Here is a 19133-nt window from a genome sequence, read left to right on the forward strand (position 1 = left end):
GCATGAGAGATGCCTACAGCGTGCGGACCGTACGGGCCGCCGAGCGGGAGTTGATGGCGCGGCTGCCTCGGGGCGCGCTGATGAGACGCGCCGCCGCCGGGCTGGCCGCCGCCTGCGCCGGACTGCTGGGGCGGACGTACGGCACCCGCGTCGTCCTGCTCGTCGGCAGCGGCGACAACGGCGGGGACGCGCTGTTCGCCGGGGCGCACCTGGCGCGGCGCGGAGCCGGGGTGACCGCCGTGCTGCTCAACCCCGAGAAGGCGCACGAGGCCGGGCTCGCCGCCCTGCGGGCGGCCGGGGGCCGGGCGGTGGCGGCGCCCTCGTCCGTGGTCGAGGGCGTGCCCGCCGACCTCCCCGCCCTGATCCGGCGGGCCGACCTCGTGGTGGACGGCATCGTCGGCATCGGCGGCCGGGGCGGTCTGCGTCCCGACGCGGTGGAGGTCCTGCGGGTCGTCCAGGAGGCCGGGGTGCCCGTCGTCGCCGTGGACCTGCCCAGCGGTGTCGACGCCGACACCGGCGAGGTGCACGGGGTGGCGGTGCGGGCCGCGGCGACGGTCACCTTCGGCGCGTACAAGCCGGGGCTGCTGATCGACCCGGCCCGCGAGCACGCCGGAGCGGTGCGGCTGATCGACATCGGCCTGGGGCCGTACCTGGAGGCGGCCGAGCCGCCGGTCCGCGCGCCGCGGCACGCGGACGTGGCCGCGCTGCTGCCCCGTCCGGCGGCCGAGAGCGACAAGTACCGGCGCGGCGTCACCGGGATCGCGGCCGGCTCCGCCCGCTACCCGGGCGCGGCCGTGCTCGCCGTGGCGGGCGCGCTGCGCGGCGGCGCGGGGGCCGTGCGGTACGCCGGGCCCGCCACCGACGTGGTGATCGCCCGCTTCCCCGAGACGCTGGTCTCCGCCGGCTCGCCCACCGAGGCGGGCCGGGCGCAGGCGTGGGTCGTCGGGCCCGGACTGGGCGACGGGCCCCGGGCGGCGGAGACCGTGCGCGAGGTGCTGGCGTTGGACGTGCCGGTGCTGGTGGACGCCGACGGGCTGCGGCTGATGGACGCCGAGCGGGTCCGGGAGCGGACGGCGCCGACCGTCCTCACCCCGCACGCCGGGGAGGCGGCGGCGCTGCTCGGCACGGCGCGCGGGGAGGTCGAGGCGGCCCGACTGGCGTCGGTGCGGGAGCTGGCCCGGCGGTACCGGGCGACGGTGCTGCTCAAGGGCTCGACCACGCTGGTCGCCGAGCCGGACGAGGACCGTCCCGTGCGGGTCAACCCCACCGGCACCGGCTGGCTGGCGACGGCCGGCAGCGGCGACGTGCTCTCCGGGCTGATCGGCTCGCTGCTCGCCGCCGGGCTCGCGGCCCCCGACGCGGCGATGGCGGGCGCCTACCTCCACGGCCTCGCGGGACGGCTGGCGGCTCCCCTGGCCAGTGCGCTGGACGTGGCGGAGGCCCTGCGACGGGTCTGGGAGGACGTCACGGACGGCACGCGCCGAGCGCCCCGCCCCGTCCCGCCGACCCGGCGCGCGACGGGACGGGACGTGGCCGAAAGAGGACCCGGGACGACCTGAGACACTGTGGTGGTGAACGTCGCAAGCGAGCCTCCCGCCCCCCGCGCGGCAGCGACCCACCGGGTCAGCGCGGAGATCGACCTCGACGCGCTGCGCGGCAACGTCCGCGCGCTGAGGGAGCGCGCGAACGGTGCCGAACTGATGGCCGTGGTGAAGTCCGACGCCTACGGTCACGGTGCGGTCCCCTGCGCCCGTGCCGCACGGCGGGCGGGGGCGACCTGGCTGGGGACGGCCACCCCCGAGGAGGCGCTGGCGCTGCGCGCCGCCGGGGACCGCGGCCGGCTGATGTGCTGGCTGTGGACGCCCGGCGGGCCGTGGCGCGAGGTGATCGAGGCGGACGTCGACGTCTCGGCGAGCGCCCTCTGGGCGCTGGAGGAGATCACGGCCGCCGCCCGCGCCTGCGACCGCACCGCGCGCGTCCACCTGAAGATCGACACCGGGCTGGGCCGCAACGGCTGCCAGCCCGCCGACTGGCCCGATCTGGTGGCCGCCGCCCGCGCCGCCGAGAAGGAGGGCACGGTCCGGGTCGTCGGGGTGTGGTCGCACCTCGCCTGCGCCGACGAGCCCGGCCATCCCTCCAACGCCGCGCAGCTCGCCGTCTTCGAGGAGGCCCTGGCCGTCGTGGCCCGCGCCGGGCTCGACCCGGAGGTGCGGCACATCGCCAACTCGCCGGCCACGCTCACGCTCCCCGAGGCGCACTACGACCTGGTGCGCACCGGCATCTCGGTCTACGGGCTCTCGCCCTCGCCCGAGGTCGGCCTGCCCCAGGACTTCGGGCTGCGGCCCGTGATGACCCTGCGCGCCGCCCTCGCGAGCGTCAAGCGGGTCCCGGCCGGGCACGGGGTGAGCTACGGGCACCACTACACCACCGCCGGCGAGACGACCCTCGCCCTGGTCCCGGCCGGCTACGCCGACGGCATCCCCCGGCACGCCTCCGGCGTCGGGCCGGTCCTGGTGGCGGGGAAGTGGCGGACGGTCGCCGGGCGGGTGGCCATGGACCAGTTCGTGGTGGACCTGGGCGGGGACACGGCCGAGGCGGGGGACGAGGCGATCCTCTTCGGCCCGGGGGACCGCGGCGAGCCGACGGCCGAGGACTGGGCGCGGGCGGTGGGCACCATCTCGTACGAGATCGTGACCCGGATCGGCGCCCGGGTGCCGCGCGTCCACCTGAACGCGGACACGTGACCTGGGCATGACCAGTACGTCCGGCGGGGGGTGGGCGCGCCGCGCGGGGGTGGCCGCCGGCGCGGTGCTGGGGCTGGCCGCGGCCGGAGCCGCCGCCGGCATGGCCGTGGAACGGCTCACCGTGCACCGCACGCTCGCCCGCCGGGCGCGCCTGGCCCTGGACGCCGCCGGCCCCTACGGCACGCTGCGCGGCACACCCGGCCGGGCCGTGGCCGACGACGGCACGGAACTGCACTTCGAGACCGACACCCCGGACGGCGCCGTCGACGGGGCGCCCACGGTCGTCTTCAGCCACGGCTACTGCCTGGCGCAGGACGTCTGGCACTTCCAGCGCGCCGCCCTGCGCGGCGTCGAACCCACCGCGCCCCCCATGCCCGCCCTGCGCGCCGTCTACTGGGACCAGCGCGGCCACGGACGCTCCGGACGCGGACGGGCCGGCGAGACGGTGACCATCGACCGGCTCGGACACGACCTGAAGGCCGTGCTCGACGCCGCCGTGCCCGAGGGACCGGTCGTCCTCGTCGGTCACTCGATGGGCGGCATGACGGTGATGGCGCTCGCCGCCCTGTACCCCGAGTACGTCGCCGAGCGCGTCGTCGCGGTGGCCCTCGTCGGCACCTCCGCGGGCGGACTGGCCGAGGTGACGTACGGACTGCCCGCCGCCGGGGCGCGGGCGCTGCGGCGGATGGCGCCGGGCGTGCTGAAGACCCTGGCGGCGCGGGCCGACCTGGTGGAGCGGGGACGCCGCGCCACCGCCGACCTCTTCGCGGGCCTGGTCAAGCGGTACTCGTTCGGGACGCGCGACGTGGACCCCGGGGTGGCGCGCTTCGCGGAGCGGCTGATCGAGTCGGTGCCGGTGGACGTCGTCGCGGACTTCTACCCCGCCTTCGCCGAGCACGAGAAGACCGCCGCGCTGGCCGCCTTCGACAGCGGACGGCCCGCCCTGATCCTCACCGGCGACCGGGACCTGCTCACCCCGCGCGAGCACAGCGAGGCGATGGCCGAGGCCGTGCCCCACGCCGACCTGGTGATCGTGGCGGACGCGGGGCACCTGATCATGCTGGAGCGGCCCGACCTGGTCAACGCCCATCTGGCCGCCCTGCTGACGCGTACCATCCACAACCATGGACACACCGCACCACCCGGCCGCGGGGGCCGCCCCCGGGGCCGTTCCGGAGAGCACCGTACGGATCGTCGTCCCCACTCCTGACCGGATGCGGGAGGTGGGGCGCGCGCTCGCCCGGCTGCTGCGGCCCGGCGACCTCGTCCTGCTCACGGGGGAGCTGGGCGCGGGCAAGACCACCCTGACCCGCGGACTGGGCGAGGGGCTGGGCGTGCGCGGCGCCGTGACCTCGCCGACCTTCGTCATCGCCCGGGTGCACCCCTCGCTCGCCGGCGGCCCCCCGCTGGTGCACGTGGACGCCTACCGGCTCGGCGGCGGTCTGGAGGAGATGGAGGACCTCGACCTGGACGTCTCGCTGCCGGAGTCGGTGGTGGCCGTGGAGTGGGGCGAGGGCAGGGTCGAGGAGCTGTCGGAGGACCGGCTGCACGTGGTCATCGAGCGCGCCGTGGGGACGGACGCGGCGGACGGCACGGCGGACGGCGTGGGCGACCACGACGTGCGGACGGTGACGATCACCGGCGTCGGAGCGCGCTGGGCCGGGCAGGACCTGTCCGTCCTCGGACGGCCCGCGTAGGGCCCGGCGGGTTCCCGACCGTATTCCGACAGCCTGTCGGCAAGATGTTGCGCGCGGCGTCGCCGCCGTGGTCACATGGGAGACCAGGGGACGGTCGGGCTCGCCCGGCCGCATCCGCCCCAGGAGCCAGGAGGGATCCATGGAGGCCCACGAGCGGGAGCCCGAGACGACCACGGAGACCGAGCCCACGGGGGCGTCCGTCCTCCGACCGGAGTGCGCCCCGGTGCCGATGAGCGAGCTGCTGGCGTCGTGCGCGGCGGCCGACGCGGTCTCGACGCCGCCGGCCCCCGAGCGGCGCCCGGCGGACCGGGGCGCGGAGTCCGAGGCGGCCTGACGCCGCCGGCGGGCGCCGTGGTCCGATGTCGCCGGGGGGCGTCGCGGTCCGATGTCGCCGGGGGCGACCGCCGGTCCTACCGGCGGAGCGCCCCCCGAGTGGCGCGGGCCCAGGCCGGCAGCAGGAACCAGACGGTCACGAACCACAGGAAGAGCCCGCCGACGATCCACCACGCCGTGTCGTTGTGGAGCACCACGCGCAGGATCAGCAGCAGCGCGCAGGTGACGGTGCACAGCAACAGGACCAGCCCGGCGATGGTCAGGCGCGAGGCCCACTCCACCGTCTGCGGTTTCATCCGGTGCCCGGTGACGAAGCGGTGCAGGGCGACCGGGGCGATCAGCGTTCCGGTGGCCGCCGAGCCGAGGACGACCGTGACGACGTAGATGGTGCGGTCCGCCGAGCCCAGGTCCTCGAAGCGCTCGGTGAAGGCGACGCTCAGCAGGAAGCCGAGGAGGATCTGGATGCCCATCTGGGCCACCCGGACCTCTTGAAGGAGCTCCGTCCACCGCCGGTCGGCGCGCCTCTTCTCGTCCTCGTAGCTCCCCTCCTCGGACCGCTCCCCCTCGGCTCTGTCGGCAGCCCTGCCGGAATCCACTGTCACTGATCCGCCTCCCGACCCATGTGCTTACGCTCTGTACTCACCCGTTGGTGTGAATAGCGTTTGTTCGGCGGCCTGTGTCCCTAAACGTGAGGGTCCGTGAGGGCCCGCGGGCCCCGGGGCGGATCAGGGGAGGATCGCGTCGACGTAGCCCCCGTCGACACGGACGGCGCCGCCCGTCGTCGCCGACGCCAGGGGCGAGGCGAGGTAGACGACCATGTTCGCGATCTCCTCCGGCTCGATCAGCCGCTGGAGCAGCGACTGCGGCCGGTGCTCGCGCATGAAGACGCGCTGCGCCTCGTCCCAGGGCAGGTCCGGGCCCACCAGTTCGCGGACGAAGTCCTCCACCCCGCCGGTGTGGGTCGGACCGGCGATGACGGAGTTCACGGTGACCCCGCTCCCCGCCACCTCCTTCGCCCAGCCCCGGGCCACCGCGAGCAGCGCGGTCTTGGACATGCCGTAGTGGATCATCTCCACCGGGGTGACGACGGCCGAGTCGCTGGCGATGTACTGCACGCGGCCCCACGACCGGCTCACCATCCCCGGCACGTACGCGCGCGTCAGACGGACGGCCGACAGCACGTTGACCTCGAAGTAGCGCCGCCACTCGTCGTCGGTGATGGTCAGGGCGGGCTTCGGGCCGAAGATGCCGAGGTTGTTGATCAGGATGTCGACGTCGGGCAGCGTCCGCGTCACCCGTGCCGCGCCGTCGTCCGTGGCGACGTCGGCGGCGATCTCCACCACCTCCGCGCCCGCGACCTCCGCCCGGAGCCGCTCGGCGGCCTCCGCGACGCTCTCCGGCCGGCGGCCGTTGACCGCCACCCGGGCACCGGCCCGGGCCAGACCGGTGGCGATCGCCGCCCCGATCCCCCCGGTGGAGCCGGTGACCAGTGCCGTCCTGCCCGACAGATCGATGCGCATCCGCTGTGCCCTCCTCGCGTCCCGGCGGCGTCCTTCCGCCCCCATCCTCCGCCCGTCCCCCCTCCGGACGGTGGAACGACAGGGCCGGGGGAGTGACGCGGAGCCGGCCGGGAGCGCCCGCTCGGGACGCGTGGGGACCACTCGGGGAAACGCTCAGGGAACGACCGTTCAGGGAACGACGACGACCTTCGTGCCGATCGTGGCGAACCGCCACATCGCCGCGCCGTCCTCGGGCCTCTCGCGGATGCCGCCCGTGCCCTCCTTCGGGGGACCCTCGGGCAGCGAGCCGTCCACCGCCGCGCTGAAACCGACCACGACCCCGTCGACCTGTGTGAACAGCACCACGTGGGCGATCGGCACCCCGTCGCTGCCGGTGACGCGCTCGGTGCGGGAGCTCACGGTGTACTCGCCCGGCAGCGGGTCCACCGCGCCGGGGACGACCCGGTAGGTGCGGGTGACCGTCTCGTTCGCGCCCACCAGCCACACCCGCCGGCCGCTCAGGGAGTAGACGACGCGCTCGCCGGTGCCCGAATCGGCCGGCAGCGCGGTCTTCTCGCGCTTCTCGCGCTCCTCCTTCTCCGCGCCGGCGGTGGGGGAGGCCGACGCGGCGGGCTTGCGGTCGGTGTCCGGCCCGCGCCGGTCCTGCGCGGCGTCCGCCTGGTAGGCCAGGAAACCGACGACGGCCAGTGCCGCTGCGGTCAGCCCGGTCACGACCGCCCCCGCGCTGCTGCCTGCCACCTCTCGCCCGCCTCCCGCGTTCCGGCCTCCGACCGGTCTGATCGTACGCCTGACCGTAGCAGCCGCCGCGGGATGGACGACCCGCAGCGCGCCGTAGGCTGAATGCGTGCTCCTGCTCGCTCTTGACACAGCCACTCCTGCCGTCACCGTCGCCCTGCACGACGGGACGAGGACTCTCGCCGCCGCGGACGAGGTGGACGCCCGCCGCCACGGCGAACTGTTGCTTCCGGCCGTCGACCGCGTCCTGGCCGAGGCGGGCGCGTCGCTCGGCGACGTGACCGGCATCGTCGTCGGCGTGGGACCGGGCCCGTACACCGGGCTGCGGGTCGGCCTGATGACGGCGACGACCATCGGGGCCGCCCGGGACGTCCCCGTCCACGGCCTGTGCACCCTGGACGGCATCGCGTACGCCGCCGGGACCGCCGGGCTGGAAGGCCCCTTCGCCGTCGCCACCGACGCCCGCCGCAAGGAGGTGTACTGGGCGCGCTACGCCGACGCCCGCACCCGCCTCACCGACCCCGCCGTGGACCGTCCGGCCGACATCGCCGACGAGGTCGCGGACCTCCCCGCCGTGGGCGCGGGGGCGCGGCTGTACGCGGACACCTTCACCGGCGTACGGCGGGACATGCCCGAACACGTCTCGGCCGCCGCCCTGGCGGCGCTGGCGGCCGAGAGGCTGGACGCCGGCGACGAGGAGGGCTTCCTCCCGCCGCTGCCGCTCTACCTGCGGCGGCCGGACGCCAAGGTGCCCGCCAACTACAAGGTGGTCACGCCCCGGTGACCGGCACCGACCGGCACACCGACCGGCACAGCGGCGGACGGGTCGCCCTGCGCGAGATGCGCTGGTGGGACATCGAACCGGTGCTGGAACTGGAGAGGGACCTCTTCCCGCACGACGCCTGGTCGCCCGCCATGTTCTGGTCCGAGCTCGCCCACGCCCGCGGCCCCGGCGCCACCCGCCGCTACCTCGTGGCCGAGACGGTTGCGGAGGCCGACGGAGGGACCGCCGCGGGCGGCGCCGGGCGTATCGTCGGGTACGGCGGACTCGCCGCCCTGGGCGGCGCCGGCGACATCCAGACCATCGCCGCCGCCCGCGACCACTGGGGCACCGGCCTCGGCGCCCGCCTGCTCACCGCCCTGCTGACCGCCGCCACCGACTTCGAGTGCCGGGAGGTCCTGCTGGAGGTCCGGGTGGACAACGTCCGCGCCCAGCGCCTGTACGAGCGCTTCGGCTTCGAGGCGATCGGCCTGCGCCGCGGCTACTACCAGCCGGGCAACGTGGACGCCCTCGTGATGCGCCGCCCCGCGGACACCGCGCCCGACGCCGACACCACCGACCACACCGACCAACCAGGCGCCGACACCAACGACCACCCAGGAACATCCGAAGGAACGCTGCCCCATGGCTGACGAACCCCTGGTCCTCGGCATCGAGACCTCCTGCGACGAGACCGGCGTGGGCATCGTGCGCGGACACACCCTCCTCGCCGACGCGGTGGCCTCCAGCGTCGACGAGCACGCCCGGTACGGCGGCGTGGTGCCCGAGGTCGCCAGCCGCGCCCACCTGGAGGCGATGATCCCCACCATCCGGCGCGCCCTGAAGGAGGCCGGCGTCTCCGCGAGCGACCTCGACGGCGTCGCCGTCACCGCCGGGCCCGGCCTGGCGGGCGCGCTGCTGGTGGGCGTCTCGGCGGCCAAGGCGTACGCCTACGCGCTCGGCAAGCCGCTGTACGGCGTCAACCACCTCGCCTCCCACATCTGCGTCGACCAGCTCGAACACGGCGCGCTGCCCGAGCCGACGATGGCCCTGCTGGTCTCCGGCGGCCACTCCTCGCTGCTGCTGTCGACCGACATCACCTCCGACGTCCGGCCGCTGGGCGCCACCATCGACGACGCGGCGGGCGAGGCGTTCGACAAGGTCGCCCGCGTGCTGAACCTCGGCTTCCCCGGCGGTCCCGTCATCGACCGGTACGCCCGCGAGGGCGACCCGGACGCCATCGCCTTCCCGCGCGGCCTCACCGGCCCGCGCGACGCGCCGTACGACTTCTCCTTCTCCGGCCTGAAGACGGCCGTGGCCCGCTGGATCGAGGCGAAGCGGAACGCGGGCGAGGAGGTGCCGGTCGCGGACGTCTCGGCGTCCTTCCAGGAGGCGGTCGTCGACGTGCTGACCCGCAAGGCGATCCGCGCCTGCAAGGACGAGGGCGTGGACCACCTGATGATCGGCGGCGGCGTCGCGGCCAACTCGCGGCTGCGCGCCCTGGCCGAGGAGCGCTGCGCGGCGGCCGGGATCACCCTGCGGGTGCCGCGCCCCAAGCTGTGCACCGACAACGGCGCGATGGTCGCGGCCCTGGGCGCCGAGATGGTCGCCCGGAACCGCGCCCCCTCCGACTGGGACCTGTCGGCGGACTCCTCCCTGCCGGTCACCGAGCCGCACGTCCCGGGCACGTCCCACGCGCACGACCACCCCCACGACCACGTGCACGAGGTCGGCGCGGGGAACCTCTACGGCGCGTGACGCGGACGCGGGGCCGGACGCCCGTCGGCGTCCGGCCCCGCGCCGTCAGTCGGCCGCCTCGGCCCCCGTCGGCAGCGGCGGCTCCGCGGCGACGCGCGCCGACTCCTCCTCGGTGAGCAGCCGCGAGCGGAGCAGGAACCGCACGCCCTCCGGGGCCTCCAGGGAGAAGCCGCCACCCCGGCCGGGCACCACGTCGACGGTGAGGTGGGTGTGCCGCCAGTACGCGTACTGGTCGGCGCTCATCCAGAACGGGGTGTCGCCGGCCACGTGGCCGAGCAGGACGTCCGAGGCCCCGACCCGGAACTCGCCGCGCGGGTAGCACATGGGAGAGCTGCCGTCGCAGCATCCCCCGGACTGGTGGAACATCAGCGGCCCGTGCCGGGCGGTCAGCCGCCGCACCAGGTCCTCGGCGGCCGGCGTGAGCTCCACGCGCCTGGTGCGCTCCGCCATCAGAAGAACCCGAGCTTCTTCGGCGAGTAGCTGACCAGCAGGTTCTTGGTCTGCTGGTAGTGGTCCAGCATCATCTTGTGGTTCTCGCGGCCGATCCCGGACTTCTTGTAGCCGCCGAAGGCCGCGTGGGCCGGGTAGGCGTGGTAGCAGTTGGTCCACACCCGTCCCGCCTTGATCGCCCTGCCGAGGCGGTAGGCGGTGTTGCCGTCCCGGGACCACACGCCGGCCCCGAGCCCGTAGAGGGTGTCGTTGGCGATCTTCACGGCCTCGTCGAGCGAGTCGTACGTGGTGACGGAGACGACGGGACCGAAGATCTCCTCCTGGAAGATCCGCATGTCGTTGGTGCCGCGGAAGATCGTCGGCTCGACGTAGTAGCCGCCCTCCAGCCCCTCCACGGTGCGAGGGCCGCCGCCGGTGAGGACCTCGGCGCCCTCCTTCCGGCCGATGTCGATGTAGGAGAGGATCTTCTCGTACTGGTCGTTGCTGGCCTGGGCGCCGATCATGGTGGCCGGGTCCAGCGGGTCGCCCTTGACGATGGCCTCGGTGCGCTCGACGCAGCGGGCCATGAACTCGTCGTGGATGGAGGAGTGGATCAGGGCGCGGGACGGACAGGTGCACACCTCGCCCTGGTTGAGCGCGAACATCACGAAGCCCTCGACGGCCTTGTCCAGGAAGTCGTCGTCGGCCGCCATCACGTCCGGCAGGAAGATGTTCGGGCTCTTGCCGCCGAGCTCCAGCGTGACGGGGATGATGTTCTCGCTCGCGTACTGCATGATCAGCCGCCCGGTGGTGGTCTCGCCGGTGAACGCCACCTTGGCCACGCGCGGGCTGGACGCCAGCGGCTTGCCCGCCTCGACGCCGAAGCCGTTGACGACGTTGACCACGCCCGGCGGGAGCAGGTCGGCGATCAGCTCGATCACCAGCAGCAGGCTGACCGGGGTCTGCTCGGCCGGCTTGATGACCACGCAGTTGCCGGCGGCCAGCGCGGGCGCCAGCTTCCACGCGGCCATCAGGATCGGGAAGTTCCACGGGATGATCTGGCCGACCACGCCGAGCGGCTCGTGGAAGTGGTACGCGACGGTGTCGGCGTCGACCTCGGAGATGCTCCCCTCCTGGGCGCGGACGGCCCCGGCGAAGTAGCGGAAGTGGTCCACGGCCAGCGGGATGTCGGCGGCCAGCGTCTCGCGCACCGGCTTGCCGTTCTCCCAGGTCTCGGCCACGGCGATCTTCTCGAGGTTCTCCTCGATGCGGTCCGCGATCCTGTTCAGGATGTTGGCCCGTTCCGTGGCGGAGGTGCGGCCCCACCGCTCGGCGGCGGCGTGGGCGGCGTCCAGGGCGAGTTCGACGTCCGCGGCGGACGAGCGGGCCGCCTCGCAGAAGACCTTCCCGGTCACCGGCGAGACGTTCTCGAAGTACCGGCCCTCCACGGGAGCGACCCAGTCGCCCCCGATGAAGTTGTCGTATCGCCGGGCGAAGCCGACGACGCTGCCGTCTGTTCCGGGCTGCGCGTACACCATGGCGGCTCTCCTCGGTGGATGGCGTCGGTGGATGACGGATGGACCGTCGCGGCGGCGGGCGCCGCCGTGACGCGCATCACTGTGGACCCACGAGGTTGGCGCGAGGTTGGCGCGCGGGGGCGGGCGCTTCGACCTCCGGCCGACGGGGCGTCAGTCGCGCAGGGCGGTGGTCAGCCGGCCGGCCGCGATCGCGCGGCGGGCGTCGCCCGGCCCCAGCAGGCGCAGCGCGTGCTCGTGCACCTCCACGTCGTACGGCGCCCGCTCGCCGTAGCGCAGGGCGTGCTCGGCGTCGGGGCTCGCCAGGACGGCCTCCCGCACGGCGACCTCCAGACGCGTCCGCCACTCCTCGATCCCCGGCGCCTCGGAGCGGGGGAGCAGCGGGCCGCGGTAGTGGCGCAGGGCGGTCGCCGTGTCGCCGCGCTCCAGCGCCCGCAGCACGTCGACGGCGTCGCAGGAGACGGGCACGGTCAGCGCGTACCGGCGGGTGGCGACGCCGCCGCCGAGGGCCCGGCGCAGGTGGGAGATCTCCGCCTTGAAGGTGGAGGCGGTGACCGCGCGGTCGCCGTACAGGGCCTCGCGGAGCCTGGCCGGCGGGAAGCCGTCCGGCTCCAGCGCGAGCAGCGTCAGGATCTCCACCTGCCGCGGGCGCAGCCGCAGGGGCCTGCCGCCCCGCACGGCCTCCTCGGCGCCCAGGCAGCTCAACCGCACCCCGGGCGGATCGCCGAGCGGACGGGCCGGCGGCTCGACGCGGAGCCGGGTCTCGATGGCGGACACCAGGGTGCGCACGGTGGACATGGCCAGCGGGTGCGAGCGGTCCCAGGTGGTGGAGAGGTCCAGCACGCCCAGGACGCGTCCGTCCGGACCGTGGATCGGCGCGCAGTAGCAGACCCAGCCGTGCAACGCCGTGACCAGGTGCTCGGCCGAGAACACGGTGCTGGGACGGCCGGTGCGCAGGGCGAGGGACAGGGCGTTGGTGCCCATGGCCTGCTCGTCCCACCGGCCGCCGGGCGCGAAGTTGACCCGCTCGGCACGGCGGAGCATGGCCGGGCCGCCGCACGTCCACAGGATGGTCCCGGACTCGTCGGTGACGGCGGTGATGAACCCGGCGTCGTCGGCGATGCCGCGCAGCTCGTCGGCGAGGTCGGCGACCGGCCGGCGCAGCGGCGAGTCCGCCCAGCGGTGGCGCACGGCGTCCCCGTCGGAGACCGGAGCGCTGTCCCGGTGGGGGTCCACGCTGGTCAGCGAGCGCATCCAGGACTCGGTCACCTCCCGGCGCGGCGCCTCGCCGCCGCCGGGCACCAGGCCGGCGGCCTTCAGCCGGGGCACCCAGCGGGACCACTCGTTCTCCAGTGCGGCCCTGCGGAGCCGGAGGTCACTGCCCTGGGACATGGGCTTCCCCTTCGTCGTGCGGGGACGGTCGGCCGGTGCCGGCGAGGACCGCGCGCCCGGTCGGGTCCTCGGTCCGACGACAGTGTTATCGGCCGGCGGAGAGGCAAAAACAAGGTCGCGCGCGCCCGCGCTTCACGCCCCTTCGGGTGCGCGCCACCCTGCCCGAGGCCGCCCCGCCCGTGATCACCCCGCCTGGGCGGACGGACGGTCGCGCCGGGCCGCCGCGCTCGACGGGCTCACCGGCGCGGGCCCGGCGCGCCGCGCGCGGTGCCCGGGTGAGCGGGCAGAATCGTGCCATGACCGTTGCTCTGATGTGGGAGGCCCGCGCGGCCGACGGGCGCGGCGCGGAACTGCTGGAGTGGACTCGCGCCCAGACCCTCGACCCGGCCCCGCTGCGCCGCGAGACCTTCACCGCCTCCACCGACCGGGTACTGGTCATCACCTGGTGGGACGCTCCCCACGACTCCCACGACCTGCCCGAACTGCCTTCTCCGCCGCCCGAGTTGATCCGTCGCCCGGTCCACTTCTGGCGCTTCGAGAGCCTGGAGGTGTCGTGACCGCGCCCCCGCCCCCGCCGGTCGTCCGCCCGCCGGCCTGACCGGGCGGCACCGCCCCGCTCGCCGGGGCCGGGAGCCGCGCCACCGGACCGGCGCGGAGGACGGAACCGGTGCGCGACACCACGGGCGGTCCCCTCACCCGTCCCCGTGCCGGTCGGAGCGCGCGGCGACGGTGACGATCTCCGGGCTGTGGGCGGTGAGCGGACTCCGGTCCCAGTCGCCGAACCGTTCCTCGACGGTCAGGCCGGCCTCGGTCAGGAAGGCGTCGAGCGGGTCCACGTCGAGGAAGCGCAGGGTGCTCCGACTGACCTTCGGTTCCTCCCACCGGGGGTGGGCGTAGAACTGGGCGAAGCGGACGGTGTCCCCCTCGACCGGGGTGTCGGTCTCCACCCAGTACCGCACCGGGGAGCCGTCCTCGGCGACGACCTCGAATCCGTTCTCCGGGGTCCACGTCTCCCAGGCGCGGGCCGCCGGGTTGCGGGTCTCGAAGACGAACCGGCCGTCGTCGGCGAGGGCGGTGCGGACGGCGGCGAGCGCGGTCCGCAGCTCGTCGTCCCCGAGGAGCACCTGGAAGGCGTGGCCGGTCATCACGATCAGGTCGAACTCCCGCTCCCAGGCCGTGGTGGAGAGGTCGCCGAGGACCCATGCGACGTCCGTCCGCCGCCGGGCCCGGGCGAGCATCGCCTCGGCCGGGTCGAGTCCGCACAGCCGGCCGGGGTGTCCGGCCTCCCGGGCGCGGCGCAGCAACTGGCCGGTTCCGCAGCCGACGTCGAGGACGGACCGCGCGGACATCACCAACGGCAGGTAGAAGTCGTCGAAGTCGCTCCGCTCCGCGCAGATCACGTCGTACAGCGCGGCGAGGGACGGATCGGTGAACAGGCGGTCGGCCATGGGCGCCTGTCTACCAGCCCACCCCGGACGGCCGCGACCGATTACCCCGCCGGGGAGTGGGGGACGGGGGGCGACGCTCACCGCCGCCCCTCCCCACGGGTGCGGTCGGGGACGAGTCCGCCCGGCGCAGGGGCGCGGTGTCAGGGGGTGTCAGGGGACGGGCCGGCCCAGGAGCGTGGTGGGGGCGCCCGCGACGCGGGTGAGGAAGACCGTGACCGCGTTCGGGCCGGAGGGCTTCAACTTGCGGCGCAGGTCCTCCGGTTCGACGGCCGAGCCGCGCTTCTTGACCGTGACCGTCCCCACCTCGCGCTCCCGCAGCAGCGCCCTCAGCCTCTTGACGTTGAAGGGGAGCACGTCGGTGATCTCGTACGCGCTCGCGTACGGCACCGGGCGCAGGTCGTCGCTCGTGACGTAGGCGATCGTCGGGTCGATCAGGCGCCCGCCGACCCGCTCGGCGACCTCGGCGACCAGATGGGCGCGGATGACCGCGCCGTCCGGCTCGTACAGGTAGCGGCCGACCGGGCCGACCGGCGGGTCCGGCAGGCCGGCGGAGGCCAGGGTGTGGGGGCCGGGCAGGAGGGTGGCGCGTACGCCCGGGGGGACGCCGAACCAGAGCACGGCCTCCTTCACGTCCCCACCGTCGGAGATCCACTCGGCCGCCGCGTCCTCCGGCACCGCCTCGTGGGGGATGCCCGGGGCGACCTTCAGGGCGGCGTACGGGGCGCGGCGGGCGGCGGCGACGGCCCAGGACAGCGGGGGCGAGTACGCCTCGGGGTCGAAGATCCGGCCGCGTCCCCCGCGGCGGGCCGGGTCGGCGAAGACGGCGTCGAAGCCGTCGGTGTCCACCTCCGTCACGTCCGCACACCGCACCTCGACGCGGTCGGCCAGCCCCAGCGCCTCGGCGTTGGCGCGGGCGACCTCGCAGGTCAGCGGGGAACGGTCGACGGCCAGGACGTGGATGCCGGCGCGGGCCAGCGCGATGGCGTCGCCGCCGACGCCGCAGCACAGGTCGGCCAGCCGCCGCACTCCGAGCGCGGCGAAGCGCCCGGCGCGGTGGGCGGCCACGCTCGCGCGGGTGGCCTGCTCCACGCCGTCGGGCGTGAAGTACATCCGGCCCGCGTCCTCGGGCCCGAACTTCGCCGCCGCCCGCTGCCGCAGCCGCGCCTGCCCGAGGGCCGCCGAGACCAGCTCGGCGGGGTGGTCGCGGCGCAGCCGGGTCGCGACGGCCAACTCCCGCCCGGGGTCGTACGACCGCAACTCCTCCAGCAGGTGCCGCCCCTCGTCGGTCAGCAGGGCGCGGAAGACGGAGACGGGGTCGGGCTCGGAACCGGTCGGCGCGTGCACCGGCCCATCATCGCAGCGGCCGCCCTCGGCGGTTGAACAGCGTGGTCGGGTCGGTGTCCGGTCGATGTCCACGGGGAAGGGGACGGGGAGCTCGTCGCGGTGGACGCCGGTGGCCACGCACGCGCCGGTGGTGCCGTCCGGCTCGAAGCGCGGGGCGTCCGTCGGCGGCCGGCCCGGGTCGTCGGCGGCGCTCCTCGCGGACGGGCACCCGCGACGCGCCTGCGACACGGTGTGCGGGTCGGCGTATGGGCGCGGGGGCGCGCAACGCGCCGTGCGTTGGCACTCCGGTTGACTGAGTGCTAACGCCCGCATAGTCTCGACGTTGGCACTCTCCCCAGGTGAGTGCCAATCCCAGCGACGGGCAGATCCGGCACCCGCGACGACGGATCTACCAGGTCGCCACCCCAGACATCCAAACCCCGTGAGATCTCCGAAGGGGGAGGTCGGATCGTGACGACCGCCACTAGCTCCAAGGTTGCCATCAAGCCGCTCGAGGACCGCATCGTGGTCCAGCCGCTCGACGCCGAGCAGACCACCGCCTCCGGCCTGGTCATCCCGGACACCGCCAAGGAGAAGCCCCAGGAGGGCACCGTCCTGGCCGTGGGTCCGGGCCGCTTCGAGGACGGCAACCGTCTGCCGCTCGACGTCAAGGTCGGCGACATCGTGCTGTACAGCAAGTACGGCGGCACCGAGGTGAAGTACAACGGCGAGGAGTACCTCGTCCTCTCGGCTCGCGACGTGCTCGCGATCATCGAGAAGTAAGCACCGCGAAGACTGCCTGTGGTCCGCGCCCTGGTACCCGCGTCCGAGACGTCCGGGGCCGGGGCGCGGATCTTTTGACGAGGACCCGAGAGGAACCGAGCAACCATGGCGAAGATCCTGAAGTTCGACGAGGACGCCCGTCGCGCCCTCGAGCGCGGTGTCAACAAGCTCGCCGACACCGTGAAGGTGACGATCGGCCCCAAGGGCCGCAACGTCGTCATCGACAAGAAGTTCGGCGCTCCGACCATCACCAACGACGGTGTCACCATCGCCCGCGAGGTCGAGGTCGAGGACCCCTACGAGAACCTGGGCGCCCAGCTCGTCAAGGAGGTGGCGACCAAGACCAACGACATCGCGGGTGACGGCACCACCACCGCCACCGTGCTGGCCCAGGCCCTGGTCCGCGAGGGTCTGCGCAACGTCGCCGCCGGCGCCTCCCCGGCCGCCCTGAAGAAGGGCATCGACGCCGCGGTCAAGGCCGTCTCCGACGACCTGCACGCCGCCGCGCGCCCGATCGACTCCAAGGAGGACATCGCCGCCGTCGCCGCGCTGTCCGCCCAGGACAAGCAGGTCGGCGAGCTGATCGCCGAGGCGATGGACAAGGTCGGCAAGGACGGTGTGATCTCCGTCGAGGAGTCCAACACCTTCGGTCTGGAGCTGGACTTCACCGAGGGCATGGCCTTCGACAAGGGCTACCTGTCGCCCTACATGGTCACCGACCAGGAGCGGATGGAAGCGGTCCTGGAGGACCCGTACATCCTGATCCACCAGGGCAAGATCTCCGCCATCGCGGACCTGCTGCCGCTGCTGGAGAAGATCATCCAGAGCAACAGCTCCAAGCCGCTGCTGATCATCGCCGAGGACGTCGAGGGCGAGGCCCTGTCGACCCTGGTGGTCAACAAGATCCGCGGCACCTTCAACGCGGTGGCCGTCAAGGCCCCGGGCTTCGGCGACCGCCGCAAGGCCATGCTGGGCGACATGGCGACGCTGACCGGCGCCACCGTGGTCGCCGAGGAGGTCGGCCTCAAGCTCGACCAGGTCGGCCTGGACGTGCTGGGCACCGCCCGCCGCGTGACCGTCACCAAGGACGAGACCACCATCGTCGACGGCGGCGGCAAGAGCGAGGACGTCGAGGCCCGCGTCGCGCAGATCAAGGCCGAGATCGAGACCACCGACTCCGACTGGGACCGCGAGAAGCTCCAGGAGCGTCTGGCGAAGCTGGCCGGCGGCGTGTGCGTGATCCGCGTGGGCGCGGCCACCGAGGTCGAGCTCAAGGAGAAGAAGCACCGCCTGGAGGACGCCATCTCCGCGACCCGCGCCGCGGTCGAGGAGGGCATCGTCTCCGGTGGCGGTTCGGCGCTGGTGCACTCCGCCAAGGTGCTGGAGGACAACCTCGGCAAGGAGGGCGACGAGGCCACCGGTGTCGCGGTCGTCCGCCGCGCCGTGGTGGAGCCGATGCGCTGGATCGCCGAGAACGCCGGCCTGGAGGGCTACGTCATCGCCGCCAAGGTCGCCGAGCTGGAGAAGGGCCACGGCTTCAACGCCGCGACCGGCGAGTACGTCGACCTGGTCAAGGCCGGCGTCATCGACCCGGTGAAGGTCACCCGCTCCGCGCTGGAGAACGCCGCCTCCATCGCCTCGCTGCTGCTCACGACCGAGACCCTGGTCGTGGAGAAGCCGGCCGAGGAGGAGCCGGAGGCCGCCGGCCACGGTCACGGCCACGGTCACGCCCACTGACACACGGGCGCCCGCCGTACGACGAGGCCCGGCTTCCCCTGTTCCGGGTTCCCCGGACGTTCCGGGGCCGGAGGGGGAGCCGGGCTTTCGCGTCGCCGTGCGCGGGAAGCCCCCGCGGGGCGACCGCGCGTCGGTCACCTGGGGCTGAAGCGCCCGGTGGTGGAGGACGCGCGTGCGACCAGGCCGCGCGGCGCCAGCCGGGCGAGGCCCATCAGGGTCTTGTAGCGCGGGTCGGGGATGGACAGGGTGCGGCCCTTCGCCAGGTCGGCCATGGCCGCGTCCACCACCCGGTCCGCGTCCAGCCACATCCAGCCGGGCACGTTCTCGGCCGCCATGCCCGCGCGCCGGTGGAACTCGGTCCGCACGAACCCCGGGCACAGCGCCATCAGCCGTACCCCCGACTTCCCCAGGTCGCGCGCCGCGCCCTGGGTGAACTGCACGACCCACGCCTTGGAGGCGCCGTAGGTGCCGCGCGGGAGGAAGGCCGCCACCGAGGCCACGTTGACGATGCCGCCGCGGCCCCGCCGGCGCATGCCCTCCGCGGCGGCCGAGGTCAGCCGCAGCACGGCCTCGCAGTGCACCTTGAGCATCCGTAGCTCGTCCTCGACGGGGACCTCCAGATAGCGGCCCTTGTTGCCGAAGCCGGCGTTGTTGACCAGCAGGTCCACCGGGTGCTTGCGGTCGCCCAGGCGCTCCTCGACCGACGCGATGCCCTCGTCCGTGGCGAGGTCGGCGGTGATCGTGGACGCCTCGATGCCGTGCCGGTCGTGGAGTTCCGTGGCCTGCCCGCGCAGTCGCTCGGTGTCCCGGGCCACCAGCACCACGTCGTGGCCGTCGCGTGCCAGCCGGTGGGCGAAGGCGGCGCCGATGCCCGAGGTGGCTCCTGTGATCAGTGCAGTCGTCATATGGGAACGCTATCCGGCCGGGTGGGACGCGTCC

General features: G+C 74.4%; 20 protein-coding genes. 11 read left to right on the top strand and 9 right to left on the bottom strand.

Features of this window, described 5'->3' with window-relative positions:
• The first annotated feature begins 2 nt into the window (after positions 1-2).
• The 5 genes from ABD335_RS19485 (at position 3) to ABD335_RS19505 (ending at position 4775) form a co-directional block, all read left to right on the top strand.
• The gene (locus ABD335_RS19485; RefSeq protein WP_344324959.1) at positions 3-1559 is read left to right on the top strand and encodes an NAD(P)H-hydrate dehydratase; all 1557 of its coding nucleotides are present in this window, start codon (positions 3-5) and stop codon (positions 1557-1559) included.
• A 12-nt stretch (positions 1560-1571) separates the two neighbouring features.
• Positions 1572-2744: an alanine racemase gene (gene alr, locus ABD335_RS19490; RefSeq protein WP_344324962.1), complete on the top strand. Its 1173-nt coding sequence runs from the start codon at positions 1572-1574 to the stop codon at positions 2742-2744.
• Positions 2745-2751: 7 nt separating this feature from the next.
• Entirely contained in the window at positions 2752-3954 is a 1203-nt protein-coding gene (locus ABD335_RS19495) for an alpha/beta fold hydrolase (protein ID WP_344324965.1), read from the top strand.
• Positions 3869-4441: a tRNA (adenosine(37)-N6)-threonylcarbamoyltransferase complex ATPase subunit type 1 TsaE gene (gene tsaE / locus ABD335_RS19500; protein ID WP_344324968.1), complete on the top strand. Its 573-nt coding sequence runs from the start codon at positions 3869-3871 to the stop codon at positions 4439-4441. Before ABD335_RS19495 ends, tsaE begins: the two co-directional genes overlap by 86 nt.
• A 139-nt stretch (positions 4442-4580) precedes the next feature.
• Positions 4581-4775: a hypothetical protein gene (locus ABD335_RS19505; protein WP_344324971.1), complete on the top strand. Its 195-nt coding sequence runs from the start codon at positions 4581-4583 to the stop codon at positions 4773-4775.
• Between the two features lie 76 nt (positions 4776-4851).
• Here the strand turns inward: ABD335_RS19505 and ABD335_RS19510 are convergent, their stop codons facing one another.
• The 3 genes from ABD335_RS19510 to ABD335_RS19520 form a co-directional block, all read right to left on the bottom strand.
• Positions 4852-5376 (bottom strand): DUF6328 family protein, encoded by a 525-nt coding sequence (locus ABD335_RS19510; protein ID WP_425583679.1) that lies wholly within the window; start codon positions 5374-5376, stop codon positions 4852-4854.
• Positions 5377-5499: 123 nt separating this feature from the next.
• Positions 5500-6294 (bottom strand): SDR family NAD(P)-dependent oxidoreductase, encoded by a 795-nt coding sequence (locus ABD335_RS19515; protein WP_344324973.1) that lies wholly within the window; start codon positions 6292-6294, stop codon positions 5500-5502.
• Positions 6295-6462: 168 nt separating this feature from the next.
• Positions 6463-7032, bottom strand: coding sequence for a hypothetical protein (locus ABD335_RS19520; RefSeq protein WP_344324976.1), 570 nt, complete (start codon positions 7030-7032; stop codon positions 6463-6465).
• Positions 7033-7138: 106 nt separating this feature from the next.
• Here ABD335_RS19520 and tsaB point away from each other — a divergent pair, with 106 nt between their 5' ends.
• Genes tsaB through tsaD form a run of 3 tightly spaced genes read left to right on the top strand, consistent with a single transcriptional unit; the run spans position 7139 to position 9547 of the window.
• Entirely contained in the window at positions 7139-7813 is a 675-nt protein-coding gene (gene tsaB / locus ABD335_RS19525; RefSeq protein WP_344324979.1) for a tRNA (adenosine(37)-N6)-threonylcarbamoyltransferase complex dimerization subunit type 1 TsaB, read from the top strand.
• 56 nt (positions 7814-7869) lie between these two features.
• Positions 7870-8442, top strand: coding sequence for a ribosomal protein S18-alanine N-acetyltransferase (rimI, locus tag ABD335_RS19530; RefSeq protein ID WP_425583689.1), 573 nt, complete (start codon positions 7870-7872; stop codon positions 8440-8442).
• Positions 8435-9547 carry a tRNA (adenosine(37)-N6)-threonylcarbamoyltransferase complex transferase subunit TsaD gene (gene tsaD / locus ABD335_RS19535; protein WP_344324982.1) on the top strand — a complete coding sequence of 371 codons (1113 nt, stop codon included), beginning with the start codon at positions 8435-8437 and terminating at the stop codon, positions 9545-9547. The genes rimI and tsaD overlap by 8 nt, the downstream gene beginning before the upstream one ends.
• A gap of 45 nt (positions 9548-9592) precedes the next feature.
• On the opposite strand, the gene ABD335_RS19540 is transcribed toward tsaD, so the two are convergent.
• The 3 genes from ABD335_RS19540 to ABD335_RS19550 form a co-directional block, all read right to left on the bottom strand.
• Entirely contained in the window at positions 9593-9997 is a 405-nt protein-coding gene (locus tag ABD335_RS19540; protein WP_344324985.1) for a DUF779 domain-containing protein, read from the bottom strand.
• On the bottom strand, positions 9997-11514 hold the full coding sequence (adh, locus tag ABD335_RS19545) for an aldehyde dehydrogenase (protein ID WP_344324988.1): 1518 nt from the start codon (positions 11512-11514) through the stop codon (positions 9997-9999). Before adh ends, ABD335_RS19540 begins: the two co-directional genes overlap by 1 nt.
• A gap of 150 nt (positions 11515-11664) precedes the next feature.
• Entirely contained in the window at positions 11665-12903 is a 1239-nt protein-coding gene (locus ABD335_RS19550) for a GAF domain-containing protein (protein WP_344324991.1), read from the bottom strand.
• 296 nt (positions 12904-13199) lie between these two features.
• Here ABD335_RS19550 and ABD335_RS19555 point away from each other — a divergent pair, with 296 nt between their 5' ends.
• A complete protein-coding gene (locus tag ABD335_RS19555) occupies positions 13200-13460 on the top strand; it encodes a hypothetical protein (protein WP_344324994.1) in 261 nt (86 codons plus the stop codon).
• Positions 13461-13595: 135 nt separating this feature from the next.
• On the opposite strand, the gene ABD335_RS19560 is transcribed toward ABD335_RS19555, so the two are convergent.
• Positions 13596-14351, bottom strand: coding sequence for a class I SAM-dependent methyltransferase (locus ABD335_RS19560; RefSeq protein WP_344324997.1), 756 nt, complete (start codon positions 14349-14351; stop codon positions 13596-13598).
• A gap of 150 nt (positions 14352-14501) precedes the next feature.
• Positions 14502-15695 carry a class I SAM-dependent methyltransferase gene (locus tag ABD335_RS19565; protein ID WP_344325000.1) on the bottom strand — a complete coding sequence of 398 codons (1194 nt, stop codon included), beginning with the start codon at positions 15693-15695 and terminating at the stop codon, positions 14502-14504.
• Between the two features lie 450 nt (positions 15696-16145).
• Here ABD335_RS19565 and groES point away from each other — a divergent pair, with 450 nt between their 5' ends.
• Entirely contained in the window at positions 16146-16457 is a 312-nt protein-coding gene (groES, locus tag ABD335_RS19570; RefSeq protein ID WP_031510287.1) for a co-chaperone GroES, read from the top strand.
• Between the two features lie 105 nt (positions 16458-16562).
• Entirely contained in the window at positions 16563-18194 is a 1632-nt protein-coding gene (groL, locus tag ABD335_RS19575; RefSeq protein ID WP_344325005.1) for a chaperonin GroEL, read from the top strand.
• A gap of 134 nt (positions 18195-18328) precedes the next feature.
• Here groL and ABD335_RS19580 read toward each other — a convergent pair whose 3' ends face one another.
• Complete coding sequence (locus tag ABD335_RS19580; protein ID WP_344325008.1) at positions 18329-19099, bottom strand: SDR family NAD(P)-dependent oxidoreductase; 771 nt, start codon at positions 19097-19099, stop codon at positions 18329-18331.
• Between the last annotated feature and the right edge of the window lie 34 nt (positions 19100-19133).

Origin of the sequence: Streptomyces macrosporus (assembly GCF_039533145.1) — a bacterium.
Classification (GTDB): domain Bacteria; phylum Actinomycetota; class Actinomycetes; order Streptomycetales; family Streptomycetaceae; genus Streptomyces; species Streptomyces macrosporus.